Annotated in this window: 10 protein-coding genes; 4 read left to right on the plus strand and 6 right to left on the minus strand. The window is 63.1% G+C overall.

The annotated features are described in order from the left end of the window. Positions 1-121 precede the first annotated feature (121 nt). Positions 122-2557 carry a fimbria/pilus outer membrane usher protein gene (locus tag AAHM40_RS22445; protein ID WP_342246661.1) on the plus strand — a complete coding sequence of 812 codons (2436 nt, stop codon included), beginning with the start codon at positions 122-124 and terminating at the stop codon, positions 2555-2557. Positions 2558-2586: 29 nt separating this feature from the next. Here AAHM40_RS22445 and AAHM40_RS22450 read toward each other — a convergent pair whose 3' ends face one another. After that, the gene (locus AAHM40_RS22450) at positions 2587-3222 is read right to left on the minus strand and encodes a response regulator transcription factor (RefSeq protein ID WP_342246642.1); all 636 of its coding nucleotides are present in this window, start codon (positions 3220-3222) and stop codon (positions 2587-2589) included. Between the two features lie 163 nt (positions 3223-3385). On the opposite strand from AAHM40_RS22450, the gene AAHM40_RS22455 reads away from it, so the two are divergent. Further along, a complete protein-coding gene (locus AAHM40_RS22455; RefSeq protein ID WP_342246643.1) occupies positions 3386-4582 on the plus strand; it encodes an EAL domain-containing response regulator in 1197 nt (398 codons plus the stop codon). Here the strand turns inward: AAHM40_RS22455 and AAHM40_RS22460 are convergent. Next, the gene (locus tag AAHM40_RS22460) at positions 4576-8190 is read right to left on the minus strand and encodes a transporter substrate-binding domain-containing protein (RefSeq protein WP_342246644.1); all 3615 of its coding nucleotides are present in this window, start codon (positions 8188-8190) and stop codon (positions 4576-4578) included. The genes AAHM40_RS22455 and AAHM40_RS22460 overlap by 7 nt on opposite strands. A gap of 507 nt (positions 8191-8697) precedes the next feature. Here AAHM40_RS22460 and AAHM40_RS22465 point away from each other — a divergent pair. Further along, positions 8698-9330: a response regulator transcription factor gene (locus tag AAHM40_RS22465; protein WP_342246645.1), complete on the plus strand. Its 633-nt coding sequence runs from the start codon at positions 8698-8700 to the stop codon at positions 9328-9330. Between the two features lie 28 nt (positions 9331-9358). Here AAHM40_RS22465 and AAHM40_RS22470 read toward each other — a convergent pair whose 3' ends face one another. From AAHM40_RS22470 to choX, 4 genes are all read right to left on the minus strand, one after another. Further along, on the minus strand, positions 9359-9838 hold the full coding sequence (locus AAHM40_RS22470) for a thioesterase family protein (RefSeq protein ID WP_342246646.1): 480 nt from the start codon (positions 9836-9838) through the stop codon (positions 9359-9361). Positions 9839-9923: 85 nt separating this feature from the next. Further along, on the minus strand, positions 9924-10889 hold the full coding sequence (locus tag AAHM40_RS22475) for an L-carnitine dehydrogenase (RefSeq protein WP_342246647.1): 966 nt from the start codon (positions 10887-10889) through the stop codon (positions 9924-9926). 165 nt (positions 10890-11054) lie between these two features. Then, the gene (locus AAHM40_RS22480) at positions 11055-11939 is read right to left on the minus strand and encodes a 3-keto-5-aminohexanoate cleavage protein (RefSeq protein WP_342246648.1); all 885 of its coding nucleotides are present in this window, start codon (positions 11937-11939) and stop codon (positions 11055-11057) included. Positions 11940-12005: 66 nt separating this feature from the next. After that, positions 12006-12944, minus strand: coding sequence for a choline ABC transporter substrate-binding protein (choX, locus tag AAHM40_RS22485; protein ID WP_342246649.1), 939 nt, complete (start codon positions 12942-12944; stop codon positions 12006-12008). A 225-nt stretch (positions 12945-13169) separates the two neighbouring features. Here choX and AAHM40_RS22490 point away from each other — a divergent pair, with 225 nt between their 5' ends. Beyond that, positions 13170-14165, plus strand: coding sequence for a GlxA family transcriptional regulator (locus tag AAHM40_RS22490; RefSeq protein WP_342246650.1), 996 nt, complete (start codon positions 13170-13172; stop codon positions 14163-14165). Positions 14166-14252: the final 87 nt, after the last annotated feature.

The raw sequence follows: 14252 nt of genomic DNA on the forward strand, positions 1-14252 counted from the left end.
CAGTCACTCCTTCGGATTGTCAGGGCAGACGAGTGCTGCCGAATGTCTGCCTCTGCCCATCATCTACCGCAGCAAACTCGCCCTGGCGATCACTTTGGCGCTCCCGTCCGTGGCGCTCGGAATGGAGCCTGTGATTCTCCCGGCAGATGACACTCAGATCGAATCGTTCAACACCACGTTCCTGCGAGGTGTCCAATCCCCGGTCGACCTGCAGCTTTTGCTGAACGACAACAGCACCCTGCCGGGCAACTACCGGGTAGACCTCTACAGCAACCTGGTGATAGCGGGACGTCGGGACGTCGAGTTCGTGCGTAACCCGGATACGGGCAATGTCGACGCATGCCTGACCTATGACCTGCTGCACCTGCTGGGCATCGACATGCTCAAGCTGATCGCACAAGGCAAGCTCAACCCGGAAGCCCCGGAGACCTGCTATGACCTGCCCACGCTCATCGACCAGGCCACGCTGCGCTATGACTCGACCCGTCTGCGTCTCCACGCCAGCATCCCCCAAGTGGCCCTGGTGCGTGGGATGCGCGGCTATGTCGACCCGGCGCTGTGGGACACCGGCGTCACGGCTGCATTCATCAACTACCAACTAAACACCTACCGGAATCGCGATAACTACAGCCGTCAGACTTCGAACAACCTGGGGCTGCGCAATGGCATTAACCTCGGTGCGTGGCGCCTGCGCAATGAGTCCAACTTTCAGAGCGGAACCGGTCGTCCCAGCAAGTTCACCAGTAACCGAACCTTCCTACAGCGCGATGCGACCTCGCTGCGCGGCCAGTTGAGCATCGGCGAGATTTACTCCGACGCCGACCTGTTCGACAGCGTGCGCTATCGAGGGGTCAAGCTGGCATCCGACGAGGGCATGAAGGCGGACAGCGAGCGGGGCTATGCACCGGTCATCCGCGGCATCGCGGAAACCAACGCCACAGTGGAAATCCGCCAGAACGACTACATCCTGTACTCGACGACCGTATCGCCCGGCCCCTTCGAGATCACCGACATCTACCCGACCGGTTCGAACGGCGACCTCGAGATCACCATCATTGAGGCCGACGGTCGCCGTCGTGTCAGCAACCAGGCATTTTCCAGCCTGCCGATCATGGTGCGCGAAGGACAGGTGAAGTACAGCGCGTCAGCGGGCCAATTCGACAGCAACAGCGATGGGCTTGAAAAGCCGAAATTCGTCAGCGGGACCCTGGCCTACGGCTTGAGCACCAACCTCACCGCCATTGCAGGGGCGCAGGCAACCAAGGATTTCAACGCCATCTCGCTCGGCGCAGGAAAAAACACGGCGATAGGAGCGGTTTCCGTCGATATCACCCACTCTTCGAGTCAGGTGAAGGGGCTCTCGGCAAAAGGCAACAGCTTGCGGGCCCTGTATGCAAAGACCTTTACCGGCACGGATACGAGCTTCACCCTGGCGGCCTACCGCTACTCGACAGAAGGCTATCGGACTCTTTCCGATCACGTGCGGGAGTTGAGCGAAGGTGCTCAATACAGAACCGGCCGCTCAAAGATTCGTACCGACCTGACGGTCAACCAGACGCTGGGCGAACGCAAGTACGGCAACCTCTACATCAATGCGAGTGACGAACGCTATTGGGACCGTGGCGGTTCACGCAGCCTGTCCGCCGGCTACTCCAATGGCTGGAGGGATGTCAGCTACAGCTTCAGCGTCACCAAGACCAAGGATGTCGGCGGCTTCCGCCCATCAAATGATGACACCCAGCTCAACCTTTCTGTGTCCTTTCCGCTTGGATCCGGGCCCCGGACACCCAGGGCCTATATCACTTCCAATCACCAGAAGCATGGCGACAGTACCCAGATGGGGGTGAACGGCTACCTGGACGAAGCGGGCGAGCACTCTTACTCGATTCAGGGTGGCAACAGCAGCGGTGGTGGAAACTCCGGCTCCGCCAGCCTCAATAGCCGCACGGCCATCGCCGACCTGACCCTAGGCTATAGCAAGGGAAGCGGCTATTCCGCCGAGAGCTTCAACGCGTCAGGCTCCGTGATCGCCCATGCTGGCGGCATCAACCTTGGCCAACCGGTTGGCGAAACCTTCGCACTGGTTGAGGTACCCGACATCGCTGGTGTCGGCGTCAGTAACCACTCCGGTGTGAGGACCGGCTACAACGGTTACGCGGTTATCCCCAATACCCAGCCGTACCGGGTCAACTGGATCACCCTGGACACTCGAAACCTCGGCGGCGACATCGAAATCGACAACGCCACGCAACAGGTGGTCCCGCGACGTGGGGCAATCACGCTCGCGCGCTTCTCCGGCAAGAGGGGGCGGCGAGTCCAGTTCGAACTGTTCGACCGCGAAGAAAAGTCCATTCCGTTCGGTGCTTCGCTCGAAGACATCGACGGCAAGCAACTGGCCATTTCAGACCCGAGCGGCAAGGCACTGGCGTTGGTCGACGAGGACCACGGCACGCTGATCATCAAGTGGGGCACCGAGCAATGCAGCTCAAGCTACTCGCTGCCACCGAAGGACAACGCCAGCAACTATGAACGCTATCGCCTCACTTGCGCGCGCTGAGGGACACCCCCGTCTCAATGCTGGCCAACCTAGCCATCCTGTCGCGTGGAAAGGTCGTTGCGCCGGGCGAATTCGATCAATTCCAGCAGCGAGCCGAGGTTCAACTTCTGCTGTATGCGGGTCTTGTAGGTGCTCACCGTCTTGTTGCTGAGCAGCATCCGCTCGCCGATTTCCTTGTTCGAAAGCCCCGTCGCCAGATACTGGAGCACCATCAATTCCTGATTGGAAAGGCGCTCGACCAGCTCCACCTCACTAAGTGCAGACATGGAGCCGACATTCAAGGTGCTGGCCGGAAAAACGGTGAAGCCTGCACTGATGGCATTGATGGCGGTTAGCAGGTTCTGTAGGTCTTCTTCCTTGCTGACGAAGCCCTTGGCACCGGCCTGGAAACACCGCTGGGCGAAGCCTTCCGCAGGTTGCGAGGTCAGTACCAGGACGTGGCTGTCGAGGCCAAGGGCCCGAATGCGGGCAATCACGTTGAGACCGTCCAACCGCGGGATGCCGATGTCCAGTACGACGATGTCCGGCTCGTGCTGGCGGATCAACTGCAAGGCGTCGACACCGTTGTCAGCCTCGCCTACGACCTCCATCCCGTTGCGCTCCAGCAACATGCGGACGGCCATGCGAATGACCGGATGGTCGTCGACGATCAGGGCACTTCTCATTGCAACCTCGATTTAGGGGAGACGCCCTCGACGCTGTCCCCGACTGTGGCAGCGAGCTCGCTACCGATGAAAATTCCTACAAACCTACAGGAAGCGTCGCCTAGCTGGAGCAGCGCGTCCCTCTGTAACTTGGCGGCTATCCCAATTCCTGTCGAGCCCCGGTATGAAGAACCCAAGCATTCTGGTTCTGGAAGACGAGCCTTTCCAGCGCCTGATCGCGGTCACCGCCCTGCGCCAGTTGGGGCTCCAATGCATCCATGAAGCGGCAGACGGCGCCGAAGCGCTGGCCCGGCTGGATGCGTGTAGCGGCGTGGACATCGTGCTGTGCGACTTGCGCATGGCCGGCATGGACGGCGCGGCCTTCCTACGTCATGCCAGCGAAGCGGGTGTGGTCCGCTCGGTAATCCTCAGCAGTGAGGCAGCCCCGGATTTGCGCCAGGCCATCGTCTCCATGACCCGCAGCCTCGGCCTGCAATTTCTCGGCGACCTGGGCAAGCCGTTCGACATGGAGCGCGCTGCAGCGCTGATTGCGCGCCACACGCCCGAACCCGCCACGGTACCTGTACCAGGGCAGTCGCCGGACTACCCCTCGTTGGACGACATTCTCCGTGGCCTGGATCAGGGAGAGTTCGAAGCCTGGTTCCAGCCCAAGTTCCACCTTGGCAGCGAGACATTGCAGGGTGCCGAGGTCCTGGCCCGCTGGCGCCATCCACAGCACGGTGTACTTTCGCCGTCGCAGTTCCTGCCGACCATGGAAGCCAACGACCTGATCGACCGACTGTTCTGGCAGCTCTTCGCCCAAGGCCTCGCATTGCAGCAGGACCTCGCCTGCACCGGACGACGCGTGAACCTGGCATTCAACCTCCAGCCCCGGCAGCTGAGCGACCAGAGCCTGGCCGGACGTATCGGCAAGGCCCTGGCGGTCGCAGGCCTGCCCGGCGAGGGCCTGACCTTCGAGCTCACCGAGACGGGATTACTGGAAGCTCCCGCGACAAGCCTGGAAGCCCTGGTAAGACTGCGCCTGCTGGGCTGCGGCCTGGCCATGGACGACTTCGGCGCTGGCTACTCGTCGCTGGACCGCCTCTGCGAGTTGCCCTTCAGTCAGGTCAAGCTGGACGCCAGCTTCGTGCGCAAGCTGATGATCCAGCCGCGCAGCAGCGCGATCATCAGCAGCGCCGTCGCCCTGACCAAATCGATGGACATGACGCTGGTGGTGGAAGGTGTGGAAACCGCCGAGCAGCGTGACCAGTTGCTCGCCCTCGGCTGCCAGGTGGCCCAGGGTTACCTCTTCGCCCGCCCGCAGGACCGTGACAGTTTCCTTTCCCTGCTGGCTCGCAAGGGCACGCCGGGCATTCACTGATTGCCGGAAGCCATCTGCGCCAGCAGCGCCTCTTCCAGTTCCAGCAGCGCCAGGCGTAGCGCGCCTGCGGTCGCGCGCAGGTCCGATAGTTCCGGCGCAGGCGTCTTGCACGCCTGCTCGAGGTTCACACAGGCAGCGATCAATGGTTCGGCCCGAATGACCCGCGCCGCGCCCTTGAGCCGGTGGGCAAGCTCGGACAGACCATGTGCATCGCCCTGCTCAGCGAGTTCGACCAGGGGCCGCAAATCCCGGCGATTGGTCTCCAGCAGCTCATTCAGCAGGTTCTGGATCAAGCCGGGATCGTCCCCCGTCAACGGCGCCAGAGGCGCAAGGTCGAACAACCCCGGCACGTCTGCACCGTGCGGCGCCGGTGAGCTCGCGGCGACATTGACCGCCGGTTCTCCGCCCTTTGCGGCACGCAGTTTTTCCTCCAGCAGATCGAGCCCGATGGGTTTGATCAGGCAATCGTCCATTCCCGCCTGGATGCTGCGTTCGACCTCCTCCCGCTGGGCATCGGCGGTCAAGCCGAGAATCAGTGTTGGCGCCCTCTGAGCATCGCGCTCGCCTTCACGGATGGCACGTGCGAGGTCGGCGCCGCTCATGCGTGGCATGTGGCAATCGGTGGCGACGACGTCGAAGTGCCCAGCACGCCAGGACACCAGGGCATCCACGCCATTCTCCGCCTCGACCACGTCGTGCCCGAGAAAGCCGAGCTGCTGGGCGAGGATCTGCCGGTTCACCGGATGATCGTCCACCACCAGCACCTGCAGCCTTCGCCGTTCCCGCGTCACCGCAACCCCGCCGGCGTCCGGCACATCCACCGGGTCGAGGCGGTGCAGCCTCAACTCCACATCCACGCGCGTTCCCTGGCCGGGCGCGCTGGTGAGCACCAGACGGCCACCCATCATGTCGCAGAGGGAGCGGCAGATGATCAGCCCCAGCCCCGCCCCTTCCGTCTGGTGATATCCTCGCTCGACCTGCACGAACGGCCGGAACAGGCGGTCCTGGTCTTGCGCTGAAATGCCGATACCGGTGTCTTCGACACAGAGCCCCACCCGCAGCAGTCCCGCCTCGGACTCGTCGCCCTCGATCCGCAACCGAACACAGCCCTGGCGAGTGAACTTGATGGCGTTGCTGACCAGGTTCGAGAGGATCTGCTTGAAGCGCATGCTGTCCACCAGCACATCGCCCTGAATACTGGAGTCGATATCCAACACCAGGCTCAGGCCCTTCTGCCGCGCCAGGCCGTCGAACACCCGTGCTACCGATTCCACCAGCTCGCGCAAGTTGGCTCTGTGGGGCGCCAGACTGAGCCGACCAGACTCGATCCGGGCGATATCGAGGATGTCGCCGATCAGTACCAGCAGGCTGCGCGCCGAACCGTAGGCAACTTCGATGCTGGAGCGGTCGATGGGCTGGTCCCCGGCGCGCTTGAGCGCCAGTTCGAGGATGCCGATCACCGCATTCATCGGCGTGCGGATCTCGTGACTCATGGTCGCGAGGAAGGTGGTCTTGGCGCGGCTCGCTTCATCGGCCAGGTTTTTCGCGGTCTCCAGCTCCTCCACCAACTGGCGATGTCCGGTAATGTCGAGCCAGCCACAGATCACGCCTTTCACGGTGCCGGTGGAATCCTGGAAAGGCTGGACCCAGTGGTCGATCCACAGGGTCTGCCCGCCAATCTGAACAGTGCGCACGCCCTGCAGCATCTGCCCTTCCGTCATGGCCTGGCGATAGAGCTGCTGGAACTCCGGCGCCGACTCGAAGATCTCCGGGGGCAGCTCCGAAGCCATCCGGCCGCGCACGGTATCCAGCGACAGGCCCATGGCGGACAGGTAACTGCGATTGCAGGACAGCAGGCGACCGTCCGCATCCCGGACGTAGAGCGGGGGCGGCATGCTGTCGATCAGGGTCTCGATGAAACGCAGCTCGTCGTTCAACTGGCGTTCCGCGGCTCGGCGACGACGCACCTCGCGGCGCTGGTGGAAAACCCAGGCCAGTACCAGCAGCAGCAACAGTCCGGCACCGATGACGATGCGCTGGATCAGGGCGCCGTAGTCGCGCCAGGTCTGCGGGCTCATCCCCGGACTGCCCCGCCAGCGGTTTGAGATGGCGTTGAGCTGGTCCGGCCCGAGGCTGGCCAGCGTCTTGTCGAGGATGGAGTGGAGCTCGGTGTCGGCGCGGCGAACTGCGAAGTTGGCAGTGACCGGTTCGATCCCGACCAGCCCCCTGATGACCAGGCGCCCATCGAACAGCCGCGTGATGTAGTAGCGCGCTATGGTGACGGGCACCAGCGCGCTGTCGGCGCGTCCGGCCGCAACCAGGTTCATCGAATCCAGGTAGGACCCGGCTTCCGCCAGTTCAAGCTCCGGGTAGGCTGCCTTGATCTCGGCACGGGCCACATTGCCCTTGCCCATTGCCAGGCGCTGTCCCGCCCCGCTCCCCGACAGCGCCGCGGCTGTGACGTCCTGACCTGCGCGAGCCACCAGCGCGAAGGGCACCCTGGAGATGGGGCGGGTGAAACGCAGCTGCGCCTCTCGCTCCTTGCTCGCGGTGAGGATGGCGAGGTCCGCCTCGCCCCTGAGAACACTGTCGATCTGTCTGGCGAAGCCACCGGCCCGACTGACTGCCTCGAAGCGCAGGCCGGTCCGCAGGGACGCAGTTTCCAGCAGGTCGGCGACAATGCCGCGGAACTGCCCGTCATCATCGAAGAACGCCAGCGGCGCCATATCGTCGTCGATGACCAGGCGCACCAGCGGGTGGCTGTCCACCCAGCGTTGTTCCTCCGCCGACAGCGGCAGCCGCTCGCTGACAGGCGTCATGCCGCTGCCCACCCAGCGCCGCGAAACCTCTTCCAGCTGCGAGGGTCCCACTGCACGCAAGGCGGCATCGATGCCCCGCAGCAGGCGCTGGTCATCTGCGCGCATGATGAAGGCGATGCCGACATCGGGCTGGTCGATGAAGCGCTCGAATTTCACCAGGCCGTAGAAGCTGCGATTGAGCTGGTAATACACCGGCAACAGCTCGCCGAGCAGCAGATCGGCCTGGCCGAAAGCCACTTTCGCCATGGCGTCGTCCACGGACACGGCGACCACCTGTTGCGCACCGGGATATCGCTCGCCGAGCGCCTGGACGTGGCCGGGCACAAGGGCGACGCGCAGGCCGTCGAGGTCCTGCGGCAGGACGCGATGGTCGTCATAGCGGCGGAACAGGGCCAGTCGGTCGGTGGCGAACGCCTGGCTGCGGATCACCTTCGCGCCCCTGCCGTCCCGCCCATTGCCGACAAGAAGATCGATTTCCCCGGCGGTCAGGGCACGCAGCAACGCTGGACGGTCAGGATACTGCCGTAGCCTGATCTGCATGCCGAGCCACTGGCTGACCAGGGCGGCGGTATCGGCCGCGATACCTTCGTAGTTGCCATTGCGCTGGGTGATTTCCAGGGGCGCGGTGCCATCGGCGGCCACGCCCAGCGTCAATTCACGCTTCTGCCGCAACCAATGCCAGTCGTCCTCGCTGATGGCCAGATCCTGCTGGTCGACCACCAGTTGGCTGGAAAGGACCAGGCGATGATTATCCGCGGCGGCATGGCCCGCCGTACCGATCAGGGTCATCCAGCACACGAACCAGAGGGACCGAACAGACGATCTGAGGAAAGAAGGAATACGCAACTGGCCGACCTGTCTGGGTGAATTCAACAATCAGAACCTTATTCGAAGTGGAAGCCTTTTGTGGCACCTCCATCGCGGCAGAGAGGGCCGCCTACAGGGTCTGTAGGAAAGTTCCTAAACGACCGATCAGAAGGAAAACCAACAATATACTTCCGGCCCTGCGGACCTACTGATTGCTTCGAATCACGCCAGTTGACGGAGCAACGAGTTTCAAACCTGTTGAATTTGGGTGCGCAGGAATTGGAGTAGTCCGAAGACGATTCGCTCAATTCTGAAGAAGTTTTCAGAGCGAGCCAACTTGACTTCCTTCATCTCCAAACGCGTTGGACAACCTGCCCCGGCGGGCAGGTGCACCCAGCGAACTTCGATCAACCCGTGCTCCCAACGGCGTCTTTCAGAAGGCGCGCGCCGTCCGTATTCATTGGGAAGCCTGACGAGGAGAACCGACCGATGAACAAGGTATTGCTGATCGACAACCAGCCTATGCTCCGCTTTGCCACTCGCGTACTGATGGAGCGCGAGGACTACGAGGTTGTCGGCGAAACGGAAAGCGGCGTCGAAGGCCTCAGCATGGCCCGGTCGCTACGACCCGATCTGGTCATCCTGGACATCGCCATTCCCAAACTCGACGGACTGGAAGTCCTCGGACGGCTCAGCGCCATGGACTCCAATCTCAAACTGCTGGTACTCACTTCCCTGCCAGCGTCGCTCTATGCCAACCGCTGCCTCCAGGCAGGTGCCACGGGCTATCTGTCCAAACAGGAACAGGCATTCAGCCTGATTTCCGCTGTGCGTTCGGTGCTCTCCGGCTACAGCCTGTTCCCCAGCACTGTGCACCTTCCGGAAGCCTCGCGGACCGGGCAAGACGGCGACAGCCGCTTGCTCGACAGCCTCTCCGACCGCGAGCTGGCAGTCCTGCAGAACCTGGCCGATGGCAAGAACAACCAGGAAATCGCCAAGCAGCTGTTCATCAGCCACAAGACGGTCAGCACCTACAAATCCCGCCTGATGGACAAACTCAAGACCCGCAATCAGGTCGACCTGATCGACTTCGCCCGCCGCTACGTGGTGCCCAATTCCTGAGCATCACGCCTTTCCGGGAGCCGCAGCCTCAACGAGGCGGCGGCAACCCGATCACACACCCTACGTGACGTGGCGGCGCCAGCTCACAATGAGCTGCGGCAATCGCCTCGACCTTCTCACCTACCGGCAAGGCAAAGGCCGCCGATCGCGACGTCTCAGCATCCACGTTCATCAACATCTGCTCGCTGGCTGCCAGCAACTCCTCCCCGCCCGACAAATACAGCCCATGGTGGATATGCAGCCGCTTGGCGTCGTGGGCGAGTAGTTGGGTCCGCACTTCCACTTCCGCTCCCAGCTTCACTTCCGCCAGGTAGTTGAGATGGCATTCCAGCGTGAACAGCGTGTGGCCGGTGGCGGTGCGACCCTGTTCATCGAGGCCGATCTCGTCCATCAGGGCGTCGGTGGCATAACTGAAGATCAGCAGGTAGAAGGCATCCCGCAGATGGCCGTTGTAGTCCACCCAGTCGGGCAGGATGGCGGTGCGGTAGGTGGTCAGGGCGGTGGGCATGCAATGGCTCCAGGTTTGCCCCTCTCCCCAACCCTCTCCCCAGAGGGGAGAGGGGGCTGGATCGGAGTGGCGGATGGACTCGAGGTCAGTCGGCAAAGGCGAAGCCGTGCTGTTGCTTGGTGTCCTTGATGGCACCGAGCACCGCCAACAGACAGTCGTCGCGGTAGCGTTCCAGCTCGGCGATGCTGCGCGAACCTTGCTGTTCGGAGGTGCCCTCCACCACGCGGTCGATCAGCGTCTCGGTGAGTTCAGGCGCCGGCAGGTAGGTCCAGGGCAGTTGCAGGGCCGGGCCGAACTGGGCCATGAAGTGGCGCATCCCGGCGTTGCCGCCTGCCAGGGTGTAGGTCAGGAAGGTGCCCATGAAGGACCAGCGCAGTCCGGCACCAAATCGGATCGCATCATCGATCTCTCCGGTGCTGGCGACGCCATCGTTCACCAGGTGCAAGGCTTCGCGCCAAAGCGCCTCCAGCAAGCGGTCGGCGATGAACCCCGGTACTTCCTTGCGCACATGCAGCGGGCGCATGCCCAGCGCGGTGTAGATCTCGATGGCGGTCTGCACGGCTTCCGGTGCGGTCTTCTCGCCGCCCACCACCTCCACCAGTGGCAGCAGGTAGACCGGGTTGAAGGGGTGGCCGACCACGCAGCGTTCAGGGTGCACCGCGTCGGCGTAGAACTCGCTGGGCAAGAGGCCCGAAGTGCTGGAGCCGATGATCACGTCCGGGCGCGCCGCCGCGCTGATCTTCGCGTGCAGGTCGAGCTTGAGGTCGAGGCGCTCCGGAGCGCTCTCCTGGATGAAGTCGGCGTCGCGCACGCATTCTTCGATGGTCTCGACGAATCGCAGCCGCGCCTGGGAGGCGCCTGGGGCCAACCCCTGTTTCTGCAGCGCCGGCCAGGCGTTGGCGATGCGGGCGCGCAGAGCGGCTTCGGCGCCGGGGGCCGGGTCCCAGGCGATGACATCGAGGCCGTGGGCCAGGGCGCGGGCGATCCAGCCGCTGCCGATGACGCCGCTGCCGAGGGCGGCGAAGGTCTTGATCTGTGTGACGAAGGACATGGTGGCACTCCAGCGGTAAAGGTGATTGCCTGTAGGAGCGAGCTTGCTCGCGAAAAGCGTCCGCTGCGGGGCCAGTTCGCGAGCAAGCTCGCTCCTACGAAGAGCATTACGGTCAGCCCTCGCGGCGCATAGTCAGTTTCGGGCTATGCGCCCTACGGTTCGGAATCAACGGCGCTTGAGGTTCATCTTCTCGCGCCCCTCGGCCGGGGTCAGGGCACGTCCGCCGAGTCGCTGGATGATCTCGATGGCACGCTCTACCAACTGCCCGTTGCTAGCGTGCACGCCGCGGTCCAGCCAGATGTTGTCTTCCAGGCCCACGCGCACATTGCCGCCCAGCAGCATCGCCTGGGCGACCATGGGCATCTGCATGCGGCCGATGCCGAAGCCGGCCCAGTTGCAGCCCGCGGGAAGGTTGTCGGCCATGGCCTTCATGGTGGTGGTGTCAGCCGGTGCGCCCCACGGGATGCCCAGGCAGATCTGGAACAACGGGTCGTGAAGCAGGCCTTCCTTGAGCATCTGCTTGGCGAACCAGAGGTGGCCGGTGTCGAAGATTTCCAGCTCGGCCTTGACCCCAAGCTCGGTGATACGTTTTGCGCCGGCACGCAGTTGTGCCGGGGTGGAGACGTAGATGAAGTCGCCGTCGCCGAAGTTCAGGGTGCCGCAATCCAGGGTGCAGATTTCCGGCAGCAACTCTTCCACATGGGCCAGGCGCTCCAGCGGGCCGACCAGGTCGGTACCGGTGCCGAACTCCAGGGGCTGTTCGCCCTTGCCGATCTCAAGGTCACCGCCCATGCCAGCAGTGAGGTTGATGATGATGTCGGTGTCGCTCTCGCGGATGCGCTCAACCAGCTCGCGGTACAGCGCCACGTCGCGGCTGGGCTTGCCAGTCTTCGGATCGCGCACATGGCAGTGGGCAACCGTTGCGCCGGCTTTTGCCGCCTCGATGGCGGCAGCGGCGATTTCCTTCGGAGTGACGGGAATGGCCGGGTGCTTGCCGACGGTATCGCCGGCGCCGGTAACTGCACAGGTGACGATGACTTCGTAGTTCACGGTTGTTTCATCCTTCTGCGAGGCGATCGGAAACCGCGCGCGGCGAACCGCGCACGTGGCGTTGCGTTACTTGAGGGTAGCGAGAGCGCTGTCTATGCCGCTCTTGCCGTCGAAGGTGGTCACACCGGCGAGCCAGCCCTTGACCACTTCAGGATTGGCTTTCAGCCACTCGCGGGCGACCTTGGCCGGGTCCTTGCGATCCATGATCGGTTGCATCAGCTCCGCTTCCTGCGCGCTGGTGAAGCGCAGGTTGGTCAGCAGGCGGTCGGCGTTGGGGCAGCGCTGGGCGAAGTCCGGCGCGCTGACAGTGGAGACGGTGGCGGCGCCATCGTTGGGGCCGAACACACCCTCGCTGCCAGTCAGGTAGGTGATGGGCATCTGGATGTTCATCGGATGCGGCTTCCAGCCAAAGAACACCACGGGTTTGTTGTTCTTCACCGCGCGCTTGACTGCGGTCAGCATGGCAGCCTCGCTCGACTCCACCAGTTTGAAGCCACCCAGGCCGAACTGGTTGGTATCGATCATCTTCTGGATCGCGGTATTGGCGCCGGAGCCGGATTCAATGCCGTAGATCTTGCCGTCCAACTGATCCTTGAACTTGGCGATATCAGCGAAGGTGCGCAGCCCCTGCTCGGCAGTGTAAGTGGGTACGGCAAGTACGGCGATGGCATCGCTCAGCGAAGGCTCGCTGGCGACCTTGACCGACTTGGATTCGAGGAACGGCTTGATGTTGTCGTCCATGATCGGCTTCCAGTAGCCGAGGAAGACATCGATCTGCTTCTTCTGGATGCCGGCGAAGATGATCTGCTGCGATGCCTGGGTCTGGGTGGTCTGATAGCCCAGGCTGCCGAGCAACTCGTTGGCGACGGCGGTGGTGGCGACGACATCGGTCCAGCCGACCACACCCACGCGGATTTTCTGGCAACTGGCGTCTTCGGCGGCGAATGCGGCGGAACTGGAGAGGGCGAACAAACAGCAACCAGCGAATGCAGTAAGACGTTTCATTGATGCTCCCCTTGCGGCCAAACGGTTCATGTAGTTGTTGTGCAGGAGCCGGGGGCGACTCCTTCCGTTTTCGGGCGCCACTTCAACCCGATGGACACAAATTACGCAGCGCCGAAGCGCCCGATTCGAACTAAAACGACTACCTGTTGAACAGGAACGACCACCTTTCTTGCACGCATGGGCACAGTGCCTTTTAGTGCGTTATCGCCTTCGCGGAAAGCGCCCATGCCCCAGACCTTCAGCTTCCTTCTGTTGCCAGGATTTTCCATGATGGGCCTGATGTCGGCGGTGGAACCCTTGCGGGTTGCCAACCGATTTCGCGGCGAGCTGTACCGCTGGCGCCTGCTGAGCCTGGATGGCGGCCCGGTGCCGAGCAGCAACGGAATGTCACTGAACGTGGATGGGGGACTGGATGCGCCGCCCGAGGCCGATTGCCTGTTCGTGGTGGCCGGTTTCGATCCCCTGGCCAGCTTCGGTCCGCGCCTGGCTCACTGGCTCAACCGGGCCGAACGCGAGGGGCTGCGACTGGGTGGCATCGACACGGGCAGTTTCGTGCTGGCCGAGGCCGAACTTTTCACCAGCCAACGTCTGACCCTGCACTGGGAAGCCATTGAAGCCTTCCACGAGCGCTACCCGGCGCTCTGCGTCACCCAGGAACTCTTCGAAATCGATGGTCGGCGCATCACCAGCGCCGGCGGCACCGCCAGTCTCGATCTTATGCTCACGCTGATTGCCCGCAGCCACGGCGAAGCCCTGGCGCTGCAGGTCTCCGAGCAGTTCGTACTGGGTCGCATCCGCACCCAGCAGGACCACCAGCGCATGCAGATCGCCAGCCGCTTCAACGTGCATAACAAGAAACTGGTGCAGGTGATCGGAGAGATGGAGCGACACAGCGAAACGCCGCTGAACTCACGCGAACTGGCCGAATTGGTGAGCGTGACTCCACGCCAGCTGGAGCGGCTTTTCCGTCTGCACCTGAAGGAAACGCCGTCGAACTTCTACCTCGGCCTGCGTCTGGACAAGGCCCGCCAACTGCTGCGCCAGACCGACATGAGTGTGCTGGAAGTGGCTCTGGCCTGCGGCTTCGAATCCTCTTCGTATTTCTCCCGCGCCTACCGCACGCGGTTCGCCACTCGCCCGAGCCAGGACCGGCATGAACACCCGGATCAGGAACCTGTGGGGGCGAATTCATTCGCCAAGCAGGCCGCAGGTCGGCCCTGAAACCTTGCAGGGGGCAGCCAGGCTGCCCTTGGCGAATAAATTGGCTCTGTCTGCATGACGTGTTGCAAGCAGCGGCGTTGCCCGTAG

Source organism: Pseudomonas sp. OTU5201 (genome assembly GCF_038440135.1).
GTDB classification, from domain to species: domain Bacteria; phylum Pseudomonadota; class Gammaproteobacteria; order Pseudomonadales; family Pseudomonadaceae; genus Metapseudomonas; species Metapseudomonas resinovorans.